Source organism: Pseudoduganella sp. GW821-FHT05F09 (assembly GCF_059419605.1).
Genome location: NZ_JBWKSD010000003.1, coordinates 380,814 through 403,795 on the forward strand (window position 1 = coordinate 380,814; position 22,982 = coordinate 403,795).

22 protein-coding genes and 1 tRNA gene are annotated in these 22,982 nt (G+C 53.4%); 13 read left to right on the plus strand and 10 right to left on the minus strand.

Annotation, left to right across the window (positions count from 1 at the left end; genetic code table 11):
* The 3 genes from AC07S4_RS11545 to AC07S4_RS11555 form a co-directional block, all read right to left on the minus strand.
* The gene (locus AC07S4_RS11545) at positions 1-1,176 is read right to left on the minus strand and encodes a hypothetical protein (protein ID WP_494986786.1); all 1,176 of its coding nucleotides are present in this window, start codon (positions 1,174-1,176) and stop codon (positions 1-3) included.
* Between the two features lie 151 nt (positions 1,177-1,327).
* Positions 1,328-1,765 (minus strand): DUF6641 family protein, encoded by a 438-nt coding sequence (locus AC07S4_RS11550; RefSeq protein ID WP_494986787.1) that lies wholly within the window; start codon positions 1,763-1,765, stop codon positions 1,328-1,330.
* Positions 1,766-1,845: 80 nt separating this feature from the next.
* Positions 1,846-2,142, minus strand: coding sequence for a DUF6626 family protein (locus AC07S4_RS11555; protein ID WP_494986788.1), 297 nt, complete (start codon positions 2,140-2,142; stop codon positions 1,846-1,848).
* 383 nt (positions 2,143-2,525) lie between these two features.
* On the opposite strand from AC07S4_RS11555, the gene AC07S4_RS11560 reads away from it, so the two are divergent.
* The 4 genes from AC07S4_RS11560 to AC07S4_RS11575 all read left to right on the plus strand — a co-directional run bounded on the left by AC07S4_RS11560 (position 2,526) and on the right by AC07S4_RS11575 (position 6,751).
* On the plus strand, positions 2,526-4,118 hold the full coding sequence (locus AC07S4_RS11560) for a hypothetical protein (RefSeq protein WP_494986789.1): 1,593 nt from the start codon (positions 2,526-2,528) through the stop codon (positions 4,116-4,118).
* A 569-nt stretch (positions 4,119-4,687) separates the two neighbouring features.
* On the plus strand, positions 4,688-5,527 hold the full coding sequence (locus AC07S4_RS11565; RefSeq protein ID WP_494986790.1) for a hypothetical protein: 840 nt from the start codon (positions 4,688-4,690) through the stop codon (positions 5,525-5,527).
* Positions 5,528-5,616: 89 nt separating this feature from the next.
* On the plus strand, positions 5,617-6,312 hold the full coding sequence (locus AC07S4_RS11570) for a DUF815 domain-containing protein (RefSeq protein ID WP_494986791.1): 696 nt from the start codon (positions 5,617-5,619) through the stop codon (positions 6,310-6,312).
* On the plus strand, positions 6,305-6,751 hold the full coding sequence (locus tag AC07S4_RS11575; RefSeq protein WP_494986792.1) for a hypothetical protein: 447 nt from the start codon (positions 6,305-6,307) through the stop codon (positions 6,749-6,751). The genes AC07S4_RS11570 and AC07S4_RS11575 overlap by 8 nt, the downstream gene beginning before the upstream one ends.
* Before the next feature lie 80 nt (positions 6,752-6,831).
* Here AC07S4_RS11575 and AC07S4_RS11580 read toward each other — a convergent pair whose 3' ends face one another.
* Genes AC07S4_RS11580 through AC07S4_RS11595 form a run of 4 tightly spaced genes read right to left on the minus strand, consistent with a single transcriptional unit; the run spans position 6,832 to position 13,820 of the window.
* Positions 6,832-9,912 carry a type I restriction endonuclease subunit R gene (locus tag AC07S4_RS11580; RefSeq protein ID WP_494987136.1) on the minus strand — a complete coding sequence of 1,027 codons (3,081 nt, stop codon included), beginning with the start codon at positions 9,910-9,912 and terminating at the stop codon, positions 6,832-6,834.
* A complete protein-coding gene (locus tag AC07S4_RS11585) occupies positions 9,912-10,973 on the minus strand; it encodes an SIR2 family protein (RefSeq protein WP_494986793.1) in 1,062 nt (353 codons plus the stop codon). Before AC07S4_RS11585 ends, AC07S4_RS11580 begins: the two co-directional genes overlap by 1 nt.
* Positions 10,970-12,277, minus strand: coding sequence for a restriction endonuclease subunit S (locus tag AC07S4_RS11590; protein WP_494986794.1), 1,308 nt, complete (start codon positions 12,275-12,277; stop codon positions 10,970-10,972). Before AC07S4_RS11590 ends, AC07S4_RS11585 begins: the two co-directional genes overlap by 4 nt.
* Positions 12,267-13,820 carry a class I SAM-dependent DNA methyltransferase gene (locus AC07S4_RS11595; protein ID WP_494986795.1) on the minus strand — a complete coding sequence of 518 codons (1,554 nt, stop codon included), beginning with the start codon at positions 13,818-13,820 and terminating at the stop codon, positions 12,267-12,269. The genes AC07S4_RS11590 and AC07S4_RS11595 overlap by 11 nt, the downstream gene beginning before the upstream one ends.
* A 189-nt stretch (positions 13,821-14,009) precedes the next feature.
* Between AC07S4_RS11595 and AC07S4_RS11600 the strand changes: the two genes are divergently transcribed.
* Entirely contained in the window at positions 14,010-14,357 is a 348-nt protein-coding gene (locus AC07S4_RS11600) for a hypothetical protein (RefSeq protein WP_494986796.1), read from the plus strand.
* 33 nt (positions 14,358-14,390) lie between these two features.
* Here the strand turns inward: AC07S4_RS11600 and AC07S4_RS11605 are convergent, their stop codons facing one another.
* Positions 14,391-14,963, minus strand: coding sequence for a tyrosine-type recombinase/integrase (locus AC07S4_RS11605; protein WP_494986797.1), 573 nt, complete (start codon positions 14,961-14,963; stop codon positions 14,391-14,393).
* Between the two features lie 218 nt (positions 14,964-15,181).
* Here AC07S4_RS11605 and AC07S4_RS11610 point away from each other — a divergent pair, with 218 nt between their 5' ends.
* The 3 genes from AC07S4_RS11610 to AC07S4_RS11620 all read left to right on the plus strand — a co-directional run bounded on the left by AC07S4_RS11610 (position 15,182) and on the right by AC07S4_RS11620 (position 18,060).
* The gene (locus AC07S4_RS11610) at positions 15,182-16,564 is read left to right on the plus strand and encodes a hypothetical protein (protein WP_494986798.1); all 1,383 of its coding nucleotides are present in this window, start codon (positions 15,182-15,184) and stop codon (positions 16,562-16,564) included.
* 79 nt (positions 16,565-16,643) lie between these two features.
* A complete protein-coding gene (locus AC07S4_RS11615; RefSeq protein WP_494986799.1) occupies positions 16,644-16,991 on the plus strand; it encodes a hypothetical protein in 348 nt (115 codons plus the stop codon).
* A gap of 145 nt (positions 16,992-17,136) precedes the next feature.
* Positions 17,137-18,060: a hypothetical protein gene (locus AC07S4_RS11620; RefSeq protein ID WP_494986800.1), complete on the plus strand. Its 924-nt coding sequence runs from the start codon at positions 17,137-17,139 to the stop codon at positions 18,058-18,060.
* Between the two features lie 313 nt (positions 18,061-18,373).
* Here AC07S4_RS11620 and AC07S4_RS11625 read toward each other — a convergent pair.
* Positions 18,374-18,458: transfer RNA gene (locus AC07S4_RS11625), tRNA-Leu, on the minus strand.
* Between the two features lie 326 nt (positions 18,459-18,784).
* On the opposite strand from AC07S4_RS11625, the gene AC07S4_RS11630 reads away from it, so the two are divergent.
* The 3 genes from AC07S4_RS11630 to AC07S4_RS11640 are packed head-to-tail and all read left to right on the plus strand — an operon-like array spanning position 18,785 to position 21,383.
* Complete coding sequence (locus AC07S4_RS11630) at positions 18,785-20,746, plus strand: APC family permease (protein ID WP_494986801.1); 1,962 nt, start codon at positions 18,785-18,787, stop codon at positions 20,744-20,746.
* Between the two features lie 33 nt (positions 20,747-20,779).
* Complete coding sequence (locus AC07S4_RS11635) at positions 20,780-21,103, plus strand: transcriptional regulator (RefSeq protein WP_494986802.1); 324 nt, start codon at positions 20,780-20,782, stop codon at positions 21,101-21,103.
* On the plus strand, positions 21,093-21,383 hold the full coding sequence (locus tag AC07S4_RS11640; RefSeq protein WP_494986803.1) for a helix-turn-helix domain-containing protein: 291 nt from the start codon (positions 21,093-21,095) through the stop codon (positions 21,381-21,383). Before AC07S4_RS11635 ends, AC07S4_RS11640 begins: the two co-directional genes overlap by 11 nt.
* Here AC07S4_RS11640 and AC07S4_RS11645 read toward each other — a convergent pair.
* The gene (locus AC07S4_RS11645) at positions 21,380-21,859 is read right to left on the minus strand and encodes a GNAT family N-acetyltransferase (protein ID WP_494986804.1); all 480 of its coding nucleotides are present in this window, start codon (positions 21,857-21,859) and stop codon (positions 21,380-21,382) included. The two genes, AC07S4_RS11640 and AC07S4_RS11645, sit on opposite strands and share 4 nt — an antisense overlap.
* A 179-nt stretch (positions 21,860-22,038) precedes the next feature.
* Here AC07S4_RS11645 and AC07S4_RS11650 point away from each other — a divergent pair, with 179 nt between their 5' ends.
* Together AC07S4_RS11650 and AC07S4_RS11655 are read left to right on the plus strand one after the other, a co-directional pair.
* Positions 22,039-22,446 (plus strand): hypothetical protein, encoded by a 408-nt coding sequence (locus tag AC07S4_RS11650; RefSeq protein ID WP_494986805.1) that lies wholly within the window; start codon positions 22,039-22,041, stop codon positions 22,444-22,446.
* Between the two features lie 136 nt (positions 22,447-22,582).
* Positions 22,583-22,972: a hypothetical protein gene (locus AC07S4_RS11655; RefSeq protein WP_494986806.1), complete on the plus strand. Its 390-nt coding sequence runs from the start codon at positions 22,583-22,585 to the stop codon at positions 22,970-22,972.
* Positions 22,973-22,982 lie beyond the last annotated feature (10 nt).

Here is a 22,982-nt window from a genome sequence, read left to right on the forward strand (position 1 = left end):
TTAGTTTTCCTTTGCTTTAAATACTGGACGTGAGTCGATAAGATGGTCTGGGAACAAAATTCCGAATCGGCCATCTTCGTGATTCTTGGCAAGGTCACGCTTCTTTGAAATGCTACGCATGAGTTCGCCGACCTTAGGCTTCAAGCACGACAATACGTATTCAACGAACTCAGTAACTGCTGTGGTGTCGGCTTCCAACCGGTCGATGCCAACGGCGTTGCTATCGACAGCAAGAGTTCGATCCCATAGGGATTTATATTCGTTGAACACAGGGATTTTTCCCAGGAAATAGACCTCATTGAATTTTTGCTTCTCAGGCACTACATTTCCATGTAATAGATCATTGCGCTCATTGATAAGAGTATGGAATCGTTTACATTCGGGACTGGAATAGTCCACGGCTTTTTCAAAGCCAAGGCAATTTATGTGTAAGCTCTTTACACGGATATCAATCTGTTGCCGAAAAATGCTTTCTAGAAGCCGGGAATCTGCTTTGATATCTGGGCGTGCTTGAACAAAAATCAAGAGATTGATGAAGGACTCCGCCCATACCGGCAGCATGGATCGGAGTCCAAAGCAAAGCCCGAATGCCTTGCTATATGTGTTGCTGACTTCTTGCCAGAGACTGGACTGGTCGATGGCAGTGGTTGGTGTGTTGAAGGCATCGGAAAGTTCAGACGAAAGATTCAACTGCGCCAACTCACGTTGTAATGAATTTATAGCTCGGGTGAGGCGCCAGTGTGGATTTACAAATTCGGTCCAACGTTCAAGTTTTTTCCGAACTTCGCTCATCTGTGGGCCAAAGTTTTTAAGATCTTCTCGAATTTTTTGGACCAGCTCATTCTTTTCCACGTCGGTAAATGGAAGGTCTCCAATAATAAATAGATCGGTGCGAAAGTTGGTTCCCCAGAGAAAAATCAGAACGTCTTTATACTTAAGTGTCCAATCCCAGTGGACAAGGTTATCCGAGTGATCGTTTCTCAGTAGGTTCTGGATGCCGTTTGGTGGGCCAAAACGCGCACCCAAATAGCAGAACAGCTCAAGCGGCGTCACTTCATTCCGCAATTCAAGAAAAGCCCGTTGATTGCCGTCGCTTCGGTCATGTTCAGTTTTGGCCACAATCTCTTCAATCGTGGCTGCGCAAAGTGAAGGCAGGAAATCTAGGGGAAGTGGCATTTGAAGCCTAACGTTATCGTGAGTGAGGGGCGTTGCGTCCTAGAACTTTAACTCATCTATCAGCCGATGTCAGATGAAGTCTGAGCCTGTACAGATCAGCCAGTCAACAAAAAGCCCGCACGCGGCGGGCTTGTGTCTAAGGCAGGCATAGTTAGGACTTGGCGGGCTTCTTAATCGCCTTCAGCAGCTCATCAACTTCACCTGCCTTGACGGCCTCAAGAACTGTGTCGATGGTCGGCACCAGTCGGGCAGCCTTTCCCACTTCCACCGCCGTCTTACCTGGCGCGAACTCAATCGGCACATTGCCGTAGCGAACCTCCAGCAGCATATTGTCAGCGTCACCGCTGAACCAAGCCTTGACACGCTTCGGCGTAGATTCTACGGTTTTTTCGCCAGTTTCCTTGTTGATTTTGACCCGTTGCTTGTCCGGGGCTACATACGGCTTACCGTCAACAAAACATAATGCCATTGCCTTTTGTTCCAGCAAGCGGGTCAGCAGCTTTTCACGGCGCGCAACGATTGGATCGGTGCTGGTGGTTTTCGCTGGCATAGCGATAATTTTCAGACTGCCCATGATCGACTTGCTCATTTCTTACTCCTAAAAGTTGTTGTCATGGAGTAAGTATGTGGTCGTATCCCAGCATCGTCTACCGAAAAAGGCCATCTTGGTTAGCGTAACCTTTCAGCGCATTCGCTCATCAAGGCCGCTGCTATGTCAGTCTGTAGTTTCGCCAATTTCACACCCTTGTCACGCAGCGGCTGATAGTCACTTCTGCCGAATGCGATGGCTCGCTGCTGTAGCGCGCAGCTCAGCATTTGCCACGACTCAACGCTCGGCTCTTTTGCTCGCGCCTTGAGCACTGCGAAATAGCTTCTGTCACGGCCCATATAGTTTTGGCTGAAATCGTATGCTGACCTGACCAGTCGCTCTCGCTTCAGTTCTTCATAAATCGCTTGTATCTTCATCGTCGTCACTCCTTCGTTGAGCAACTATTTATCGCGGCGTTACGCAAACAAGATTCGCGCTGGTCTGTCACGATCAGGCATAAATAGTAGTAGCGCTACAGACGCAACTGGCCGTACAGGACGATGCCTAAAGACAGGAAAATGTGCGTGCCTGTCTCTACACCAGTTCAGGATCAACGGCAGCAACAGGAACGACAGAAGAGCAAAAAATAGTAGCTCTACTATTATGTGGCACAAAAAAATAGTAGCGCTAATATCGTATATGTAGCCGAACCGATGCAGGCAACGACAGAAAAACAAGCCGAAGGCGAAAGACACCAATGTCAGCAATGATGTTGCTGCCGATGTGATGCAAAAAAATCAGAATAACAACAGGAAAGGATATGACGCAAGAACCAGAAACACCAGCCACAGCAATAGACGCATTCGTTGCTTACATCACGCAGGCACTGATTGCCGAATGCGGAGAAGAACATCAGCGCAAGATTGAACGATGTGTCGAAAAAAAACACGTAATCATCTTAGCCGATCTGACGCAAGTATATTTTAGTCAGGCACGACATAACTGGTTTGCCAGCAATCCAGATATCAAGGTAATGCTATCAAAAACAATCGAGCGTGGGTGGGGACGCATAGAGATCGACGGCAAGCAGCGGTGGTTGAATGCGCTCCTGTCACGATACCTTTTTACGAAACTGCACATAGGCAGCAATACAACGCAGACGGCGTCGGCGGTTCAATTCACCAAGCCCGTCGTAGTCAATGCGATTCTTGAATATGTCTGCCGAGAGCAAGGAGTGCAGCTGGCAGATGCTGAAGCGGTCGTGAATGAGGACGCCAATTACTGCGTCACCAGTATCGACCTGTCATCACTGCGCCACTACATTGGCGACGTTGCCAAGCAGCTCAGAACGAAATCATATGTAGCGGAGTTGAGAAAGAAACTGGCGAAGGCAACGCACATAAGTGATGAAGCGATGGACAGAATTATTGAGGACAAGCGCCGAAAGTTGGAATACCAGTTGGGCTACGCAAGTTCTATCGTGAACAGCATTGATGACAACGGCCAGCTATGGCAAGAAGCAAGCACATCTGCCGCTGGTCGCCTGTATCTTAAGGGCGTGAATTTGCAGACGGCACCAAAAGAGGTCCGACACGCGGCACTGGGTCGGTCAGTCGCATACGATATGCGCTGCGGCGCTTTGGGCGTATTTGCGGCATTGGCAAATGGATTCACTGCTGGCGAATTGAAATTCCACGCCATCAAGGAATACATTAAGCATCGCAATGAGATACGCTCAGCGATTACACGAGATATCTACAAGGATGCAAAGCACTGCGACGATATCAAGGAATTCTACGGCTATCAAAAGGTCAAGGAAGCCTTTACAGCAATAGGCTTTGGTGCAAGGCAGACTGTAGGCGGCTCGTGGAAGGATGCTGCGGGAAATTGGCATACATCATCACTCAAAGAGATACTTGGCACCCAAGCCGAGGCGTTTTTGACCCACAGGCTGGCGAAGGACATCATCGCGGAATACGAACTGGCGGCGAAGGTAGTTGCGATTTCATATAAGCACAACGACGAATTCAACGACTATTTGAAAACCAATTCGTGCATTGATCCAGCTATGACATCGAAACAACTGCTGGCTCATATCTATCAGCATTTCGAAAGCGTAATTCTGGATCAGTTCGTTTGTGGAGCCACAACGCAAGGTGCGACGTTGTTGCTACCCTTGCACGATGGTGCTTACTTTGATTGTTCAGTCGATCATCAAAGTATTTGGTGGCTGATGCGCCTGCCGTTCATCACGGACAAGTCGTTCATTCAGTTGGAGCAATCCAAATATGTATCGCGGACTGTTAGAAATAGATATCAGCAGAAGGACAACGAGCACGAAGCGTTTATGCAGATTCAGGAAAAAGCCGCAGCGGACTATCCCGCACGATGCGCTTGGACGTGCGAGGTTTGATTTGACTGGAAACGGCGACATTGCTGAACCCAGCGCGAAACACGCCGCCTTTCGCGCAGCTTCCCACAGCAGCCCTACAGCGCGCTTTCGAAAATTCCAGCTACCCATGCCAGCCCGGAGCTGCAACGACAGCGTGTAGACGCCCTACAAGCGCAGCTCGCTACCCGGTTCCATGCAGCAACGCAACTGCGCAGGGTAGCATCGTCGCTTAAAGCGACACTTTGCAAAAAAGGCATTCAGTCGGCCAGCGTCTTTGCGTTTCCTGCTTCGCTGGCGCCCCATTGCCCCGCTATCTATACCTGCCAAAACTACACAATAAATGCGTAAAAATCTCATGTCAGCAAAGAATCTGATTGCTGCATAAAACTATTTTTATTTCTCTCCAAAATTCCACGAAATTCGTATAGCTGCAAATTGCTCTTAGTTGCCACCGAATTTTTCATCTGATTCAATGTCCCTATGCCCTTTACATCTCTGCGCTCAGCATTGGAGCTGAGCGACAACTGCATGTAGTGCATGTCAACGCCTGCTGCGCAAATCTAAACAAGTGCATCGGGCAAAGGAAAATCATGAAAGTAGATCTTACTAATAACCGCGCTGTAAAAACTATCAACGATACCCTCGCTCAGCTTTCGAGTGAGCGCATGGCTTGGGAAGCAGGTGAATACGCACGCGCAAACGAAACGCTTTATCGGCTGCTTGCAAGCTGCCTTGGCGTATATGTAAAAACCTTCCAGAACAGCACTGAGACCGTGCAGAAGGAAATCCGCGCCAACATCGCGGCGCATTTGGGCGGCCTTGGCATCAAAGTTCAGCGCACCAGCCAAACCATCAACCTGTTCGTCAAGTTTGTGTTCGGCAGCGACCGCAAGCGTGCGGACAAGTATGCATCGGTGCTGCGTGCCGCAATTGCTGATGGGCAGACCGAAGCGACCTTTGCGCAATGGGTCAAGGATGCTGGTGGAGTTGAAGAAGTGAAGCGCAACGTTGTGCTGTCCGACGATACGCTGAAGAAGCGCGAAGCCTTGGCCGAAGCGGTTCAAATCGTCGCTGAAAATCTGACCACTGCTCGTATTGACGCATTAGGCACTGCTTCTTTTAACCAGCCAATCGAGCTTGGCGATGTGAACTTGTTCATTGCCGACAAAACTCCGAATGGAGAAGTGCGGATCGTCGGTGTGCTGCCCAATGTAGCCGAAGGCCTGCTCAAGCGCGTGCAGCAGGAAATGGGCAAGCTCGAAGCCGAGAACATCGAGAAAGCACAAGCGCTTGGCATCGACACGCAAGCTGTGCCGGTCGCAAGTCTGAAATTGCGTCCGCGTGTCAGCGCTGCGCAGTCTTTGTCTGTGCCGGCAGCAACGCTGAACGAGCCTAAGCTGCAAGTCAACGCAGACAACAACCAAGTCTAACCAGCGGCGAGTCTGATCAACTGACGGGTGCTCATCTCATCCGTCAGTTGACTCACCCGCCAACAAGAAAATTATTCTAAGGATACATAATGTCAGTTCCATTTTTAACAAAATATGCGCCGTCGTCGCTACACGACATTGTCTTCGCATCGCCTGATGCTGAGAAAATTATCAACCTCTACGCCAAGGGCTACAAAAGTGAGCACCTGATGCTTTGGGGAGCACAAGGCAGCGGAAAAAGTTCGATTGCCAACTTGCTGCCCAATATCATCGAAGGCGTTGATTTTCCAATTCATAAAATTCACGCATCGGCAATCAAGGACTTCGATGAACTGATCGCAAAAATTGCTGGAAACCGTAACCACGCGCCGTTTGCGGGTGGAAAGTTCGGCCGCTATTACTTAGTCGTTGAAGAACTCGCGTTCAGCCACGAAAGCTGTAGCCGATTTTGGACTGAGATCGAACGGATTCAGAAGGATTCCATGGTCATCATCACGACCAATGCGCCGATGAAGATTGATCGCTCGATCCGCTCGCGCTGCGAAATCTTGGAAATCCAAGCGGCCAGTCCAGCGCAGTTCCTTCCTCGCGCCAAATGGATTCTGGAGCAGGAAGGTTTCGACGCGAGCGACGACGATGTGCTGCGCTTACTTACGGAGGTCGCGCATCATCGTGATAACCGGAGATATTTGATGCGTCTGGATACGGCCGTTGGAAATTATCGAATGGAGATGGACGAGGCTGCAAGCTTGAACGCTCCTTTGTTGGAGGCTGATCATGGCTAACAACAAAAAGCTCGGCGTGACCGGCGAAGACTTGAATGCTTCCTTGCTGGCCAACTCACCGTTGGTCTCGGTCGAAGTTGTTGAACGGCGCTGGTATTTGGAGGCAGGTCCTGTTGATTGGTTTTATAAGGGACATATGTCAGGTCTGGCCTACAACTATATTCGGATGCTGGCCAGGATGAGTGCCGAAAGGTTGTCCGATATGTTTGATGAGGTTCAAAATCTGCAAGGAGATGAACAATGGACAGAGAGAAGTCAGGCTATCATTGATCTAATTCTTGATAAATCGTTTATACAGTTTTCATCGCCATATCATATGGTCGTTCTCGATGACGAAGACGGGTATACGGCTACCAGTTTTGTGTCCTGCAACTTCAAACTGATTTCGCCGGTAGCGCCGGTGCTGTCTGATTTGTTCGATTGGGATAGCATTAGCTGAATGCTCTGTTTATTCTGATGCGATGGTGGTACCAGAAGAAGCGTCACTTTAAGCGACGCTTCTGTAGTCGGGCAGCCAGCTCAAGCCCATTCAGAGCTAAGGCTTTCCGCCTGCTGCAAGACAATCTGAATTGCATCTTCCTGTTGGTCTGGTGGATATTTATATTTCCGTAAAATGCGCTTTACCATCAGGCGCAGCTTGGCGCGGACGCTTTCGCGCTGCGACCAATCAACGCTGACATTTTGGCGCAGATTTTCAGTCAGTTCATGGGCAATCAGCTTTAGCGTTTCGTCGCTGAGTTCACGGACAGCAGATTCATTATTGGCGAGAGCGTCATAGAAGCGGATTTCATCATCGGTCAGTCCAAGGGATTCGCTGCGGTTCGCAGCATCCTTGAACTTCTTCGCCATCTGAATCAGTTCTTCGATGACCTGTGCTGTTTCGATGGAACGGTTCTGATAGCGCTTGATGACGTCGGCGAGCAGTTCGGAAAACTTCTTGTTTTGCACAACATTACCGCCGAACTTGCTCTTGATTTCCCCCTCAAGTAGGCGCTCAAGTAGTTCGACCGCCAAATTGCGCTCAGGCAGGTTCCGCACTTCGGCCAGGAACTCGGCATCGAGCAGGCCGATGTTGGGTTTGTCCAAACCGACCGCATCGAAAATATCCACTACCTGATCAGATACAACGGCAGAACTGATGATCTGCCGGATTGCAAGTTCGCGCTCTTCGTCGGTCTTCTTCTTGGTGCTAATTTCGCGTTTGGTGAGCAGCACTTTCACAGCTTGGAAGAAAGCGACTTCTTCACGCACGGCCTTGGCTTCATCGAGTGTGCAACACAAGGAAAACGCTTTGCTCATCGCCAGCGCATGGTCAGCCCATCGCTTCTTACCATCGTTGTCGGTCAACACATGATTGGCAGCACCGGCCAACAGCTTGTGACCGCAGCTCAGGAAGTTGCTGTAGTCAAAGCCGTGCAACATGGCCCGCAGCACTTCCAGCTTTTCTTCCAGCACGGCATAGGCCTCGTGTGCATCCACAGTCGGGCGACCACGGCCATTGCTGGCGGTATATTCCTTCAATGCCTGCTTGAGGTCGTTGGCAATGCCGATGTAATCGACCACCAGCCCGCCTTGTTTATCCTTAAATACCCTGTTTACCCGCGCAATGGCCTGCATCAGGTTATGGCCCTTCATGGGCTTATCTACATACAGCGTATGCACACACGGCGCGTCAAAACCTGTCAGCCACATATCGCGCACGATGACGATGCGTAGTGGGTCAGCCGGGTCTTTAAACCGCTTTTCCAGTTCCTTCTTGATCTGCTTGGAATGGATGTGAGGGCGCAGCAATGGCTTGTCGCTGGCGGAGCCAGTCATAACAATCTTGATTGCACCCTTGGCCGGGTCGTCGTCGTGCCATTCTGGGCGCAGCTTGATGATTTCGTTGTATAAGTGGACGCAGATTTCGCGGCTCATTGCCACAACCATCGCTTTACCGCTTTGCGCTTTTGATCGTTCTTCAAAGTGCGTGACCAAGTCGGCAGCAACACGAGCGATACGGGGCTCAGCGCCAACAACCTTTTCCAGCGCAGTCCATTTGCTTTTCAGCTTGGACTGCTCGTCGCCGTCTTCGCCTTCTGCCAGCTCATCTACTTCAGCGTCAATGTCATCAAGTTTTGCTGGCTCTAAGTCCAGTTTGGCAAGGCGTGACTCGTAGTAGATCGCCACCGTTGCGCCGTCGTCCTTGGCCTGCTGCATGTCGTAGACATGGATGTAGTTGCCGAACACTGCGCGGGTATCGCGGTCTTCGCTGGAAACAGGAGTGCCGGTGAATGCGACGAAGGTTGCATTAGGCAGCGCGTCACGCAGGTGTTGGGCGTAGCCGACCTGAAAGCCCTTAGCATCACCCTTGAATTTGGCTTCAAAGCCGTATTGTGTGCGATGCGCTTCGTCGGCAATCACAACGATATTGCTGCGGTCAGATAGGACAGGGAAGCTGTCTTCATCCTCGCCGGGCATAAACTTTTGGATGGTGGCGAACACGATGCCGCCCGATGGCCTGTTGCCGAGCTTGGCGCGCAGATCGCCACGAGTTTCCGCTTGCACAGGCTGCTCACGAAGTAGGTCTTGCGCCTGCGAGAACACACCGAACAACTGCCCATCCAGATCGTTGCGGTCAGTGATGACAACGATGGTTGGGTTTTCCATCGCGGATTCACGCATTACACGCGCAGCAAAGCAGGTCATGGTGATGCTCTTGCCGCTGCCTTGCGTATGCCATACAACACCGCCTTTATGGCTACCGCCAGGTCGTGACGCGGATACAACTTGTTCGATGGCGGCACGGACAGCGTGGAACTGGTGATAGCCAGCGATTTTCTTGATCAGTCCGCCGTCATCCTCGAACAGCACGAAGAAGCGCAGGTAGTCCAGCAAGTATGCTGGCGCGAGCACGCCGCGAATCAAGGTTTCCAGTTCGTTGAACTGCCCGAGCGGATCAAGCGTGACGCCATCAATCGTGCGCCACTGCATGAAGCGTTCAGCGTTACTCGACAGGGAGCCTAAGCGCGCTTCGGTGCCATCCGAAATGACCAGCACTTCGTTGTAATAGAAGACATCCGGTATCTGCTCTTTATACGTCTGTATCTGGTCGAACGCTTTCCAGATGTCGGCATTTTCGTCGGTTGGATTCTTCAGTTCCAGTAGCACCAGCGGCAGGCCGTTCACGAACAAGATGATGTCAGGGCGGCGAGTATGCTTGGGGCCTTTGAGCGTATATTGATTGACCGCCAACCACTCGTTCGCAGCCAAATCGGAAAAATTGACCAAGCGCACAAAGTCGCCTCGTGTTTCGCCATCTTTCTGATACTGCACCGGCACGCCATTGACGAGCAAGCTGTGGAAATGACGGTTAGCGGACAGCATGACCGGCACGCCCAAGTCCATCACCTGCTTCAACGCATCATCGCGGGCGACCAGCGGAACGGTAGGGTTCAAACGATTGATGGCACCACGTACACGCTCAATCAGCAGCGGCTGTAGATAATTATCGCGTTCTGGAGTATCGCCATCCGGCGCAATGGCGTATCCATTCAGGTATTGATAGCCGACCTCTTGCAGCCACCCCAAGGCTTCGTTTTCTAATTGGTCTTCGGTCATCATTGACTGGCCTCGTGGAGCTTCACTAAGAGTGCTTCAATAGATTCATCATGTGTATTTGCTGGATACCAAATCGGATAAATATGGCATTCAGCGAGTTCATCTTGCCGCTGAAGCCGAATCTGTTCAGTCTCCGGCTCTTCCAGAAATGCATAGTGTCGCGGTAAGTTGTCGTGTCCAACTTCGTCCACTTTCGCCTTGATGGCCGTCAAGGTTCGATCAACAGTCAAGCTGCAACCTAAGAACAGCAGATTGTGGGAGTCGCAAAGAGCGTGAATCGTTGATGCCAAAGTTGCACCATTGGTGTAATGCTGGTCGTATTCCCCTTGCGTCAAAATTCTGTCGCGCCCAGACGTTGCCTTACCATGCAGCATCAACAGAATGCGCTCATCTGCTAACATCCGGCGGCGAATCTGATGAGAGTCTGCGCCAGTTAGCTTTTCGGTGAATGCCTTGTCTGCGTTTTGATATGAACGATCCAGAGTGTTGTCGAAGTTAGTCGTCACCACGCTGTCCGGGAACACATACGGCAGCATTTCAACCGGACCACATAAGTCACGGGAACAACCAAATGCGCTATCTACGGCTTCGTTGAAAGCGACTCCCCGTGCATTTGCGATTTGTTGTGCTGCAAGTTCATATTGACCTTGCGCCAACAGCGCCTCCATGTCAGCCTCTACTATTGCAGTTTGCCTTCGCTGTTTGCGCAAGAAGTGCGTCCATCCCGGATAGCCGCTTGGCATTGAAAGACCTGCACCAACGAACGGCATGACAGTGTGAGCGCGGTGGGCCTCAGAGAGAAGAAGGAAGCGATCTTCCAATTCGAATTGGCGCAAAATGTCGTCGGCAAGTTCGATTTGGCGTTCTTTATATTCAGCAAGCCAGTCATCAAACAGCTCGTCGAACAGTAAGTTTTTGCCAGAGTCATCTGGCATGCCAATGAAATCGACAAGCTCAGCCGCTGTCCACGAGCGGCTACGAACGAAAACCTGCCCATTGCTGACGCTCAGGTTTTCTTCACTGGATAAGTCCTCTTTGAACCTTGCTTCAAGCCATTTCATAACACCTCGCTTGCTTCAAATGCACCTTCGACATCGGCAATGCGCAACTGACCAGAAATCAAGCGGGGAAGCAGGGTGTCGCGAAGGGTGATGAGTGTCTGGGCGTGCTCGTGACTCGCAGCAATTTTTAGCTGTATCCCTTCAGAGATTTCACCAAAGGCCGTGCCAATTTCCGTGCATGGAACGGCGACGGGAAAGCGACCAAGAACATCGTTTTGAATTCGCTGCCGCCCGCTGGTGCCTGACATGCTTTGAATAGCATGCTCGCGGAATGCCGAATGACGCGACAACAGATAACCGTGATATGTCGGTAACGGCACTTTCGGTCGCAACACCACAAACTCGGTCGATCCCCAACCAGTTTGCTCGCCTGCCAAAAAATCTACGAAGGCAGTCTTTCCATTTTCGAGGCAAGGGGTGATGCGCGCAAGCAGCGTGTCACCGTTGATGAACTTCGTTCCAGAACCGAATTCACGTGCAATTGTGCCGCTGACGGAGTGTCCGTTTGTATTGACGCTCGCCATGTCGAGATAGGGCGCAACGTCGCCCTTCTTGAGTTTACGTGTCGGATTGAGTTGATAAGCATCTGCTAACGGTAAAAACTGCCATCCTTTCGGCACCAATCCGAATTCCGACTCTTCAAAGGTATTTGGGAACAGTGCCGCTGTAGCTTCGTCCATGCCTTCCGGCAGTTGGCCTTGCAGCTTGGCACGAACTGGGTCGAAATCTACGAACCATGACTTGAACAATGCTTGAGCGATGGCTTCAAGCGTGGCGTTGGTTTCGCGAAGTAGGGTGATGCGGTCGTCAAGTGCGCCGAGAATATTTCCGATTTCCGTTCTGATTTCATCAGGGGGACAAGCGAATCGATAAGCAGAAACCGCAGAGCTCGGTACTCGCTGCCTCCCGGATGTTCCTTCCATGCGTGAAATTGCGTAGCTTCTGAATTCCTCACTTCTTGCTAAGTAATAGAGGAAGAGTTTGTCACCGGGAGACTTTGGTCCAAGAACAATAAACTCCGTTGATCCAAAGGCGCAGACATTTTCAGGCAGTCTATCTACAAATGCAGTTTTCCCATTTTCTAGACACGGCGTAATTCGCGCGACGAGCGTATCGCCGTTCTTGAACTTTGCACCGCCGCCAGAGAATACCTTTGCAGCTATCGCATTCGAATCGATGTCCCTATTGTTAGTGGGAAGAGCGGCCATTTCAACAAATGGCACGGACTCATTTTTCGGAATGCTGCGCCGAGGGTTAACTTCGGCGAACTCTCCCAATGCGATTTCTGTCCATTCAGAACTCATAGCCAAGCCCTCCAAGCTTCTGGCGGATCAAAGCATCCAGTTCTGCACCCTTGGCCATTTGCTCGCCCAACTTCTCAGTGAGCTTCTGCATCTTGTCGGATATTGCTTCGTCGTCGTCTTCGACTTCTTCCGCGCCGACATAGCGGCCGGGTGTAAGAACATGGCCGTGCTCGGCAATTTCTGCAAGCTTCACGCTGCGGCAAAACCCCGCCACATCTTTGTAGCCTTCTGTGCTCTCGCCACGCCAAGCGGCAACCGTTGCCGCGATGCGTTCATCAATTACATCATCAGTGAATTCGCACTGCACACGGCTAATCATGCTGCCCAGCTTGCGGGCATCGATGAACAGCACTTCCCCCCGGCGTTTCGTTTTTTGCTTTGCAAGGAACCATAAGCAAGCCGGGATTTGCGTGTTGAAGAACAACTGGCCGGGCAGCGCGATCATGATTTCTACTACATCGGCATCGACCATTGCGCGGCGTATGTCACCTTCGCTGTTCTGGCTGGAACTCATGCTGCCGTTGGCGAGCACGATACCGGCGCGGCCTGTTGGTTTCAGGTGATGCAGCATATGCTGCAACCACGCATAGTTAGCATTGCCTTGCGGCGGCGTGCCATATTCCCAGCGCGGATCACCTTCTAAGCTGCCGTGCCACCAATCGCTGATGTTGAAGGGAGGATTAGCCAACACAAAATCTGCTCTCAAGTCTGGGTGTTGGTTGCGAGTGAATGTGTCGGCAGGTTCGCGGCCAAAGTTGAAGTCAATGCCGCGAATGGCAAGGTTCATCGCTGCCAATCGCCAAGTTGTTGGGTTGGCCTCTTGGCCGTAAATGCTGACATCGCCGAGCTTACCGCCATGCGCTTCAATGAAACGCTCCGACTGTACAAACATGCCGCCCGATCCGCAGCAGGGGTCATATACCTTACCGTGATGCGGAGCGAGCACAGCAACCAGTGTTTTAACGATGCTGGCTGGCGTGTAGAACTGCCCGCCACGTTTACCTTCTGCACTGGCAAACATGCCAAGGAAATATTCATAGACCTGTCCAAGCACATCACGAGCGGTACTGGCATCGACGCCGAAACCAATCTGCGACACCAAATCAACCAGTTCGCCGAGCTTGCCATCCGGCAGCTGAGCACGCGCATAGCGTTTGTCCAGAATGCCCTTGAGCTTGGGATTTTCAACTTCGATCAGCGACAGTGCATCATCAATGCGTTTGCCGATGTCGGACTGTTTGGCATTGGCGCGTATGCTTTCCCAGCGTGCAGCTTCTGGCACCCAGAACACATTGACTTCGCGGTAGTAGTCGCGGTCTTCTAACTCTTCGACGAGCAGCTCAGCATCAGCGTCGTGCAGGAAGTAGTCATCGTTCTGGTCAGCAAAACGCCGCGTTAGTTCTTCGCGGCGTGACTGGAATGTATCGGAGATATATTTAACGAAGATAAGGCCGAGCACCAAGTGCTTGTATTCGGCGGCGTCCATGTTGGCGCGGAGTTTGTCAGCCGTCGCCCAAAGTGTTTTTTTAATGTCGTCAATCATAGATTTATCCGTATAGGCCATACAGCGAGTTGCACAGTGGCATCGCAGCATATTATGGCCTACATCTGACACGATAGGGGAAAATAGGCAGCAATATCAAGGCGTTGGCACGGTTCCTTGCTTGAAGAAAGCAGCTGCTTGGCTCCATGGGTGTAGCATTTTGCAAATCCCGAACCATGGAGCACAAGAATGGGCGAACAGCAACAGTGGCATTTCGTATTTGCAAAGCGACTCGTGTTAGCCGCTGTCGGCGTTGAGTCCGCAATCCCCGTTAGCTACGATCCGGCCAGAGGCTTGATCGAGTTGCTGGACAATGGCGCTGAGAGCAATCAATGGGTTGTGCCATTGCTAGGCAACATTGATACGTGGACGAAACCGCTGGCGACACGATTTGGCATCCTTCCGATTCACATGGAAGGCCGCATCCTGAAGGACTTCAGCAGCGCATACGTTCAGATCGACACCGAGAGTCAGCGTCAACTCTTCACGGAAGAAATGGAGCAGGCCTACATCGGGTTGATGAATGCCGTCATGTAGCGTCGCTTCAAGCGACGATGTATGGCGACTGGATCAAACCAGCTCAACAGCCTGCGCCAACATAGCGTCATTGACGTCAATGTACCTTTGCGTCGTCGACATGTGTTTGTGCCCGGCGAGCGTCATCAGCACTTTGGCGCTGACGCCTTTGTGGGCCAGGTTCGTGATGAACGTCCTTCGCCCGCTATGACTGCTGGCTCCTTCAAGTCCAGCTACGGCGTACAGCCTTCCAAACAACTGGCAAAGCGAGTTTGCCGAAAAAGCCGAGCCTTTTTGTGAACACAGCAGTGGCTTGCCTGTATCCTGTGGCTTGAGCTTGGAAGTGCGTAAGTAGACGCGCAACGCCTCAATCAGCTTTGTGCTGAAAACGATAGTACGGCCTTGGCTGCCTTTGGTCTGTTCAGCGGTAAGGGCGATGAAGCTTTTGACTTCGCCGGTTGCCGTGAACACATCGCCGACCGTGAGCGCCGCGATTTCCTTGACCCGTAGGCCCGCGTAGTAGCTGAGCATGATGGCGAGCTTGTTGCGTTCAGCGTGCCGTTCAGCGTTTGCTACAGCCAGCACACGCTTCAGCTCTGCGTGGGTGAGGGTCTTTGCTTGCTTCATTGCTGCCACCAAATCTAATGTTTTCTATAGCAACAGTGTATTTTCTGATATTGTGGTCGGGCAACCGGAATGATCCGCACCATGTTCTTCAATGATTTCAAGCGGTTGCGTGCGAATGTAATGAATTGTGTATTTCATTACATTTTCAGTAGCCCGCAATTTTGCCAAAAGCTGCTGCTGTAGGGGCATTTGTGTCAGCGTCTCAGTTCAAGAACATCATGAATACACCAACAGATTTTCAAGTCGAACACTTCAACCGTATCTTCGACAGCTGGAAGGCCGCTGTCGTGCAGCTTGAGATGCGATTCCTTTGCGTTTTTGTCAATGATTCGTGGTTGCTTCTATCTGCGGAGATAAAGCTTCTTCCATTCGTATGCGCTACCCCGATTACGGAGATTGTCTCTACAAGCAAACTTAAAGTCGGTCAAATTGCGATACCGATTGATACCGCTGAACTAGTGTCATTCGTGGGTAAGGCACGACAGGGGAAGATTGAAATAGCTGGTCTGGCGATGGTACTCCCAGGGGATGAGAGCATTTATAACTACGCCCCGATATCGCTAAACGAGCCAGAATTCGGTGTTGTCGAACTGGAGGTAAGGACAAACAGCAATATCATGCTCAGTCACCAATTTGATTATGCGCAGACCAATGCAGAACTCCGCTGCAATACGATACCTTTTGACGGGCTTGCTGACTTGCTTTCTTTGTTCGGGTTCGGGATAACCGGCCATATTCCGATGCGCCCGACAATCTCCATCAAGCTGCATCCGCCAGCTGACCTTATTATTAGCGATTGCAGCCTTGAGGAAAATCACTTAAAGCTGCACGTCCTCAAGCGGACAGTGTTCAAACCAGAACAACTCACAATTGGATTGCGGCAATTTCCCAACCCCACCACTGCACGTCGTAGGCAAATTGGTGCACAGGTCACATGGACTCCTGCTGATCGGCCAGGATTCGAGTCTGGGCGACTTGAAATGGATCTTGATGATTGCGCGACAGCGCAATTGATGGTTGCTGTCGATGGATTCACTGTGCGCCGCCTGCTCGTGCTTGACCCGCACAAGAGTCTAAATCCTCGTCTTACCGATTACCGATACCTCGACCCGAATTTAACTCAGCTTAACAAATATCTGTTTTCGCCTAAGGATGCTCGCCAACTCGAAGTTGGAACCGCTGCGCTCTTACATCTGATAGGTGCAACGAGCTTGAATCCGCCGGGGAGCGATACGCCGGATGTTATCGTTGAGACGCCAAATAAGAAACTCGCGCTGGTCGAATGTACAACCAAAGTGGAGAACATTCGCGAAAAGGTCGGAAAACTTGTTGGGAGAAGGGAGGGGCTAATTGCGGCGGAAAGCAAGTACGGAATTAACCGTGAGGTTATGGCTATCTTGCTTGTCAACCAACCACTTACGTCAATCGTGAACGAAAACGAATTTTTGGCTCAACACCAAGTGGCTTTGCTGACACTGGAAGACATCAGCGCAGCAATGGGTAGGCTGGAGTATCCGCCCGATTTAGATGAACTCTACCTTGAAAAACTGGGGGCGATGCAGACAACTCAACTCCCCTTGTTTAATGGTCAAGCGCAATAAAAACAGAGGAAAGCACTGAGGCTAAGGATGGATTAGCTAATGGTTCCGAGATCAACCACATTCATAAATTGGAGCAGTGATGAGCCATGATGGTAAGCGCGCTAATAGCCGGGGGCAGGAGGTAAGCGTACTTTTACGCCGTGACCCGGTGATGGGTTTCTGTTGGGAGGTTTCAGCCAATACCTCGCATGAAGGCACCTCCGGGGTGGGAGGGTTCGAATCAATCCAAGAGATGTTTAGCGGTATCGACTTCTTGCGGATGTTACAAAAGAACCTCGGTGCTGATTCGGTCCCCGAGTATGTGATCGAGCAGGCTCTCACCAGTGAGGTACAAAACCGAATGCCGATCGACGATGACATGGTCGCTGCCCTCAAAGAGAAATTCGGCTCTCTGGTCGAAGACAATAGACAGTCAGGAAAGAAGTAACTGAAGTCTATTTTCTCCTTCGCAGTGTCCTGTCGGCGGACTTGCAGTTAGCTTTGCTCTTTACATTAACCCGCCAGCAACGCAGGCAGAGACGGCAGTAGTAAGCGAGGCTGCGCCGTGCCTGTCGCTGTTCCTTCTTCGAAAGATGCACACGATGCCGTCTAGTTTGCTTGATCTTATTCCACCAATTGCGCTCTCCACTTTCGTCAGTCTCGGTGGTGTTTGGTTGGCACGTACTTGGATATCCGCAAGGCTTAGTGAATCTATTAAGCACGAATATGGCGCTGCACTTTTGGAACACAAGCGCGTGCAGGACGAGAAATTGCAAGATCAAAAAGGTGCGCTTGACGCAAAGTTGCAAGATCAAAAGGGTATGCTAGACGCAAAGTTGCAGGAAATCACGCATGTTAACGAGATCGGTCAACTTCGCACGTCGCTCTTCTTTGATCATCAACAGCAAGCATTTAAGGCGGTTCTAAATGAAACCGCCGCCACCATTGAACAATGGTGGGGAAATTACGATCCAGAGACATATATTGCTGGCCCGGTCCCAGAGCAAAGCTACCAAGCGGTACAAATCCTTATTCGCAATAACCAATTGTTTCTCGACCCGGATTGCGCGCTGGTGCTTGGAATTTTGACGAAGGTATATCGACGGTCGATGCCTTTCGATGATGGCGGTGGTGGTCCTCCATATCAGCCGGATGCGCGCAAACAGCTCGATGACGCGGAATTTTTGCAGCCTCGCATCGCGTCTGTCTTCCAGATGAAGATCGGCGTTTCATATGACCGCAACGCTTTTGCAGACATTGCATTATTCGGGATTGTTCGCTTCTTGCAAGAGTATCGCTTGGGCTGTGCGAACGACTGGTCAGAATACCTATTGTCCGAGACTTTGGATGCTGAGGATGCTGTTGCCTTTGCACGAGAGCAGTGGCGTGAGCTATCCGGATATTTGTCTAGTCAGTTGACATTGTTGCGCGCAGAGGGCTGGATCGCGCATGCCAAATATAAACAGCTCGCTCGGCTAATGGAGGCAATCAAGGATTTGCGAACGAAGCCCAGTTAGACTTGAAATGACACGCGCTGCCAGATCATGTCAGAACGACTAAACATGATGTGCCCTTCCTGATCCTGATTTTGGTGTGTTCGCCTGTGGTCGGTCTGGGCAAATCCCACTCATCAGGTGTGCTGCACAAAAAGCGCGTAGCCGACTCCTGCGCTGAAATACGCGCAGCAGAAAATTCAGGGGAAGCAGTAGGGCGGAAATGTAGCTGACCAAACCGACCAAACCGACCAACTTGGTCGGAAGGTATGGCGGCAAATACGGCGACCGGAAATGAAAAAAGCACCGAACAAGTCGGTGCTTTTCTACTCAATCTTGGTGCCTCGGGTCGGAATCGAACCGACACGCCTTTCAGCGGGAGATTTTGAGTCTCCTGTGTATACCAGTTTCACCACCGAGGCAGGGTCTTGCTACATCAACTTCAACATCATACAGCACGCTCAGGTGGCTGCTAATTCTGTCAAAAACTATACAAATCTATACAAGCATTTCCTTAGATTTTTCGACAGTAAAAATTCTTATACTTCAACAACTTAACGCATGCCGACAGTGCCGACGCGGCGTCTTTTGAGTCTGCTGTGTCTACCAGTTCCACCACCAGGGCGGCACGGTACGCGCAAGGCATGCATTATAGTCCAGCCCCGCTGAAATTGTAAGCCTGCGCATGGTCCGGCTGTGTCATCATTCCCGCTACCGATGCAAACCGCCCCCAGCGGGCGCCAAAGGCATGAAAAACAAGAAGATACGCGAACTTATCCTCGGCAAGGCGCTCGACCCGATGCGCAGCGAGACCCGCCACTCGATGGCGCTGGTGGCCTTCCTGGCCTGGGTGGGACTGGGCGCGGACGGCCTGTCCTCGTCCGCCTACGGCCCGGAAGAGACCTTCCGCGCGCTGGGCGCGCACACCCACCTCGGCCTGTATATGGCCGTCGCCACCGCCATCACCGTGTTCATCATCGCGCTGGCCTACAACCAGGTGATCGAACTGTTCCCGACCGGGGGCGGCGGCTACCGCGTGGCCACCAAGCTGGTGGGCCCCTACATGGGCCTCATTTCCGGCTGCGCGCTGGTGCTCGACTATGTGCTCACCATCGCCATCTCCATCGCCTCCGGGGTGGACGCGCTGGCCTCCTTCCTGCCGCTCGGCTTCCAGCCCTACAAGCTGTGGGCGGAGGTGTTCTTCATCGGCCTGCTGATCGTGATGAATCTGCGCGGCCTGAAGGAAGCGATCCAGATCCTGCTGCCTATCTTCGTCGGCTTCGTCATCACCCATTTGATACTGATCGTGTACGGCGTCTACGCGCACGCGGAAAACCTGCCCGGCCTGGTGCCCAGCACCCTGAACGAAACCGTCAGCCTGGCGCAGGGCATAGGCTGGACCGGCGTGGCCGGCATGCTGCTGCTGGCCTACTCTCAGGGCGGCGGCACTTATACCGGGCTGGAGGCGGTGTCCAACAACGTCAACCTGCTGGCCGAGCCGCGCGTGCGCACCGGCAAAATGACCATGCTCTACATGGCGCTCTCGCTGGCGGTGACGGCGGGCGGCATCATCATGCTCTACCTGCTGTGGGACGCGCAGCCGGTGGCGGGCGAAACGCTGAACGCGTCCACCTTCAAGAGCATCATCAACCACATGGGGCTGGGCGGGCCTATGCTGAACCAGCTGCTGCTGGCGGTGGTGCTGGCGTTCGAGGCGGGGCTGCTGTTCGTGGCGGCCAACACCGGCTTCCTGGGCGGCCCGTCGGTGCTGGCCAATATGGCGGCGGACTCCTGGGTGCCGCACAAGTTCCGCTACCTGTCGACCCGGCTGGTGACGCAAAACGGCATCCTGGTCATGGGACTGGCCGCGCTGGCCGTCCTGTGGTGGACCGGCGGCAGCGTCACCTTGCTGGTGGTGCTGTATTCCATCTCCGTGTTCCTGACCTTTGCCATTTCCCTGTTCGGCCTGTGCCTGTACTGGGTGCGCAACCGCAAGAAGAACCGGCGCTGGTTCGGGCGCTTCCTGCTGTCGCTGGTCGGCTTCACGATTTGCGCGGGCATCCTGGCGTTGCTGCTGATCGAGCGCTTTGCCGAGGGCGGGTGGGCGACGGCGCTGATTATCGGCGCCATCGCCGCCATGTGCGTGGTGGTGCGCAACCATTACCGCGAAACCAAGCGCGCCATCCATTCGGTGGACGAGGTGTTCGCCAGCCAGCCATTCGGCAGCAACACCGAAGCGGTGGAGCCGGACCCGCAGGACCAGACGGCGGTCTTCATCGTCGGCAATTCGCGCGGCGGCGGCCTGCACGCGTTGCTGTGGGTGCAGCGCATGTTCCCGGGCCACTTCAAGAACTTCCTGTTCATCAATGCGCGCACGGTGGACTCGCACGCCTACGGCGGCGAGGGCGCGCTGGAGCAGATGCGCAGCGACGCGGAAACCACGCTGGAATACTTTGTGGACTTCTGCCACAGCCACGGCATGGCGTCCTCGTCCTATCTCGGCTTCGGCACCGAGGCGGTGGAGGAGGTGACGCGCATGTGCGAAGAAATCAGCAATGAATTCCCGAACGCGATCTTCTTTACCAGCAAGCTCATTTTCTCCGCAGACAACTGGTTCACCCGCGCCCTGCACAACCAGGCCTCCCTCGCCATCCAGCGCCGCCTGCACCTGGAGGGTTTGCAGATGGTGATTCTGCCGATGAAGGTGTAATTTCCGAAGTCCGTCAAAGACGTACAATGGGCCATGCTGACGATAATCGAAACTCCGACGTTTCAGCGCCTCTGGCCTTCATACTGGACTGAAGACCAGCGGGCGGAGTTTGCGGCTCATCTTGCACAATTTCCTGAGGCAGGGGATGTTGTAAAAGGCTCGGGTGGGGTGCGCAAAGTTCGTTGGGGTAAGGCAGGCAGTGGAAAATCAGGCGGCGTCAGAGTGATCTATTACAACCGGCTCGCCAGCGGCCAGATCATACTGCTGTTCATTTATGCGAAAAACGAATTTGACGCGATCGCTGGGGAAAAGTTAAGGGAGTTGAGGAATGCCATCGAAAAAGCCTATGGACGCTGAAGCGCTGGCGGCTTGGGAAAACTCCAGGGACTTGGCGGCGGAGTTGGAACAGTCGGTGCGGGAAATGCTGGCAGGGCAGGGTACGCCGATTCCGGTGTCGCCGGTTATTGCTGTGCGCCTGCAGTCGGGTTTGTCGCAGATTGCGTTTGCAAGGCTGTTGGGTGTGTCCTTGCGTACGCTGCAGGAGTGGGAGCAGGGACGCCGCAATCCCTCCGGCGCGGCGCAGACCTTGTTGAAGATAGCGTTGAAGTATCCCGAAGTGCTGCGCGAGCTGGCTTAGTTGGTATATGGCGCGGGCATCAGCTTGCGCATGGTGGCGTTGGAGAGCAGTTCGCCGCGCGTGGGGATTTCGTTGCGGGTTTCGACGGAGAAGCCGTGGCGGGTGAAGAAGGGCTCGGCGGTCAGGCTGACGTCGGAGCGCAGTACGGCGATGCGGCGCTCGGCCGCCAGCCCGAACAAATGCCGCAGCAGCGCCTGCCCGATGCCGCGCCCGGCATACGGCGGGGCCACGAAGAACATGTCTATATAACCGGACGGCTGCAGGTCGGCGAAGGCGGCCAGCACGCCGTCCAGCTCCACCACCCAGCTCTGGTTGGCGCGCATGCGCTGTTCCCATAATGCGGCATCGTACTGCTCGGGCGCCCACGCGCGCAGCTGCTCGGCCGTGTAGTGGCGGCTGGCGAGGCCGTGCACGGAGGCGTGGAAGATGGCGCGCAGCTGGGCTTCTTCGCCGCGCCGGTAAGGTCGGATCTGCATGCGCTTATCTTACTCCGCCGCTTCACCGCCTGTCCGCGCGGACTGCAGTTCGCCCCCGCAAATCCGCCGTTTGTCGCGCGCCGCGTGCGGTGCAAAATCCGCTTTGCTATTGTGAACCTGTCCCCGCTACAACGAGAACAGCGGTGACCACCAGGTCAACCAGCATACGGAGAAGCATCATGAAAAAAGCATTCGTCGCAATGGCAGCAGCTGCCGCCCTTTCCATCTTCGCCAGCGGCGCCATCGCCGGCCCGCAGGTCGTTGGCGACAACGCCGACAGCGTGCAGATCAAGCGCAACGGCTACAAGCTGGCGCCTGCCGAGTTCAATGAGTACGCCAATCTGTTCGTGCTCGACGGCGGCGGCAAGATCAAATTCTCCAGCACCGTCAACCGCTACTACGCCGAAGTGCCGGGCGAATCGCGCACTGAAATGTACCCGCAGGCGCCGGGCGTGTTCCGGACCGCAGCCGGCACCCGCATCGAGTTCCGCGAAGGCGGCGACGTGGTCGCCATCGACAACCTGGAACGCCTGCCGATGGCGCACAAGATGCCCGCCACCGGTGTGACGGTACTGGCCCGTCGTTGAAGCGCGCCTTTACCTAAGGGCTATCAGCGGGTGTGCCGGGATAGAAATAATCAGTGCAATCGGAAGTTACGCTCCGCCGCATGACTGCTAGTATGGAGTGATGCGGCAGCGGCCTATCCGCTGATTGGAGTGCACCATGAGAATCTATTTCGGCGCCGCCATGTGCGCGGCCCTGTGGCTGGGCATGCCCGGCGCGTATGCGGAACCGCAGGCGGACAGCGTGCAGATCAAGGCGCCGCAGACCGTGCGGCTGGCGCCCGGCGAGTTCGATGATTACGCCGCGTCCTACGACTTGAGCAATGGCCAGCGCATTGCGTTCTTCTCGCGCGGGCAGCGCTATTTCGTGCACCTTTATGGCGAGGCGCAGATGGAGATGCTGCCGCGCGCGCCGGGTGTGTTTGCCACCGCGGCGGGCACGCGCGTGGAGTTCAGCAACAAGGGCGCCGCCGTCACCATCCGCAATTACGAACGGCTGGCGACCAGCGCCGCGCTGCCTGCCGATACGGTGATGATGGCGTCGCGCTAGCGGCGCCGGC

Bases quoted from the DNA above. Each gene is read 5' to 3' on its own strand.
- AC07S4_RS11605 (WP_494986797.1), bottom strand. From the start codon at position 14,963: ATGAAGCAAGCAAAGACCCTCACCCACGCAGAGCTGAAGCGTGTGCTG.
- AC07S4_RS11555 (WP_494986788.1), bottom strand. From the start codon at position 2,142: ATGAAGATACAAGCGATTTATGAAGAACTGAAGCGAGAGCGACTGGTC.
- AC07S4_RS11550 (WP_494986787.1), bottom strand. From the start codon at position 1,765: ATGAGCAAGTCGATCATGGGCAGTCTGAAAATTATCGCTATGCCAGCG.
- AC07S4_RS11630 (WP_494986801.1), top strand. From the start codon at position 18,785: ATGAAAAACAAGAAGATACGCGAACTTATCCTCGGCAAGGCGCTCGAC.
- AC07S4_RS11575 (WP_494986792.1), top strand. From the start codon at position 6,305: ATGGCTAACAACAAAAAGCTCGGCGTGACCGGCGAAGACTTGAATGCT.
- AC07S4_RS11590 (WP_494986794.1), bottom strand. From the start codon at position 12,277: ATGAGTTCTGAATGGACAGAAATCGCATTGGGAGAGTTCGCCGAAGTT.
- AC07S4_RS11635 (WP_494986802.1), top strand. From the start codon at position 20,780: ATGCTGACGATAATCGAAACTCCGACGTTTCAGCGCCTCTGGCCTTCA.
- AC07S4_RS11595 (WP_494986795.1), bottom strand. From the start codon at position 13,820: ATGATTGACGACATTAAAAAAACACTTTGGGCGACGGCTGACAAACTC.
- AC07S4_RS11565 (WP_494986790.1), top strand. From the start codon at position 4,688: ATGAAAGTAGATCTTACTAATAACCGCGCTGTAAAAACTATCAACGAT.
- AC07S4_RS11650 (WP_494986805.1), top strand. From the start codon at position 22,039: ATGAAAAAAGCATTCGTCGCAATGGCAGCAGCTGCCGCCCTTTCCATC.
- AC07S4_RS11610 (WP_494986798.1), top strand. From the start codon at position 15,182: ATGAATACACCAACAGATTTTCAAGTCGAACACTTCAACCGTATCTTC.
- AC07S4_RS11560 (WP_494986789.1), top strand. From the start codon at position 2,526: ATGACGCAAGAACCAGAAACACCAGCCACAGCAATAGACGCATTCGTT.
- AC07S4_RS11545 (WP_494986786.1), bottom strand. From the start codon at position 1,176: ATGCCACTTCCCCTAGATTTCCTGCCTTCACTTTGCGCAGCCACGATT.
- AC07S4_RS11645 (WP_494986804.1), bottom strand. From the start codon at position 21,859: ATGCAGATCCGACCTTACCGGCGCGGCGAAGAAGCCCAGCTGCGCGCC.
- AC07S4_RS11615 (WP_494986799.1), top strand. From the start codon at position 16,644: ATGAGCCATGATGGTAAGCGCGCTAATAGCCGGGGGCAGGAGGTAAGC.
- AC07S4_RS11640 (WP_494986803.1), top strand. From the start codon at position 21,093: ATGGACGCTGAAGCGCTGGCGGCTTGGGAAAACTCCAGGGACTTGGCG.
- AC07S4_RS11655 (WP_494986806.1), top strand. From the start codon at position 22,583: ATGAGAATCTATTTCGGCGCCGCCATGTGCGCGGCCCTGTGGCTGGGC.
- AC07S4_RS11620 (WP_494986800.1), top strand. From the start codon at position 17,137: ATGCACACGATGCCGTCTAGTTTGCTTGATCTTATTCCACCAATTGCG.
- AC07S4_RS11585 (WP_494986793.1), bottom strand. From the start codon at position 10,973: ATGAAATGGCTTGAAGCAAGGTTCAAAGAGGACTTATCCAGTGAAGAA.
- AC07S4_RS11570 (WP_494986791.1), top strand. From the start codon at position 5,617: ATGTCAGTTCCATTTTTAACAAAATATGCGCCGTCGTCGCTACACGAC.
- AC07S4_RS11580 (WP_494987136.1), bottom strand. From the start codon at position 9,912: ATGACCGAAGACCAATTAGAAAACGAAGCCTTGGGGTGGCTGCAAGAG.
- AC07S4_RS11600 (WP_494986796.1), top strand. From the start codon at position 14,010: ATGGGCGAACAGCAACAGTGGCATTTCGTATTTGCAAAGCGACTCGTG.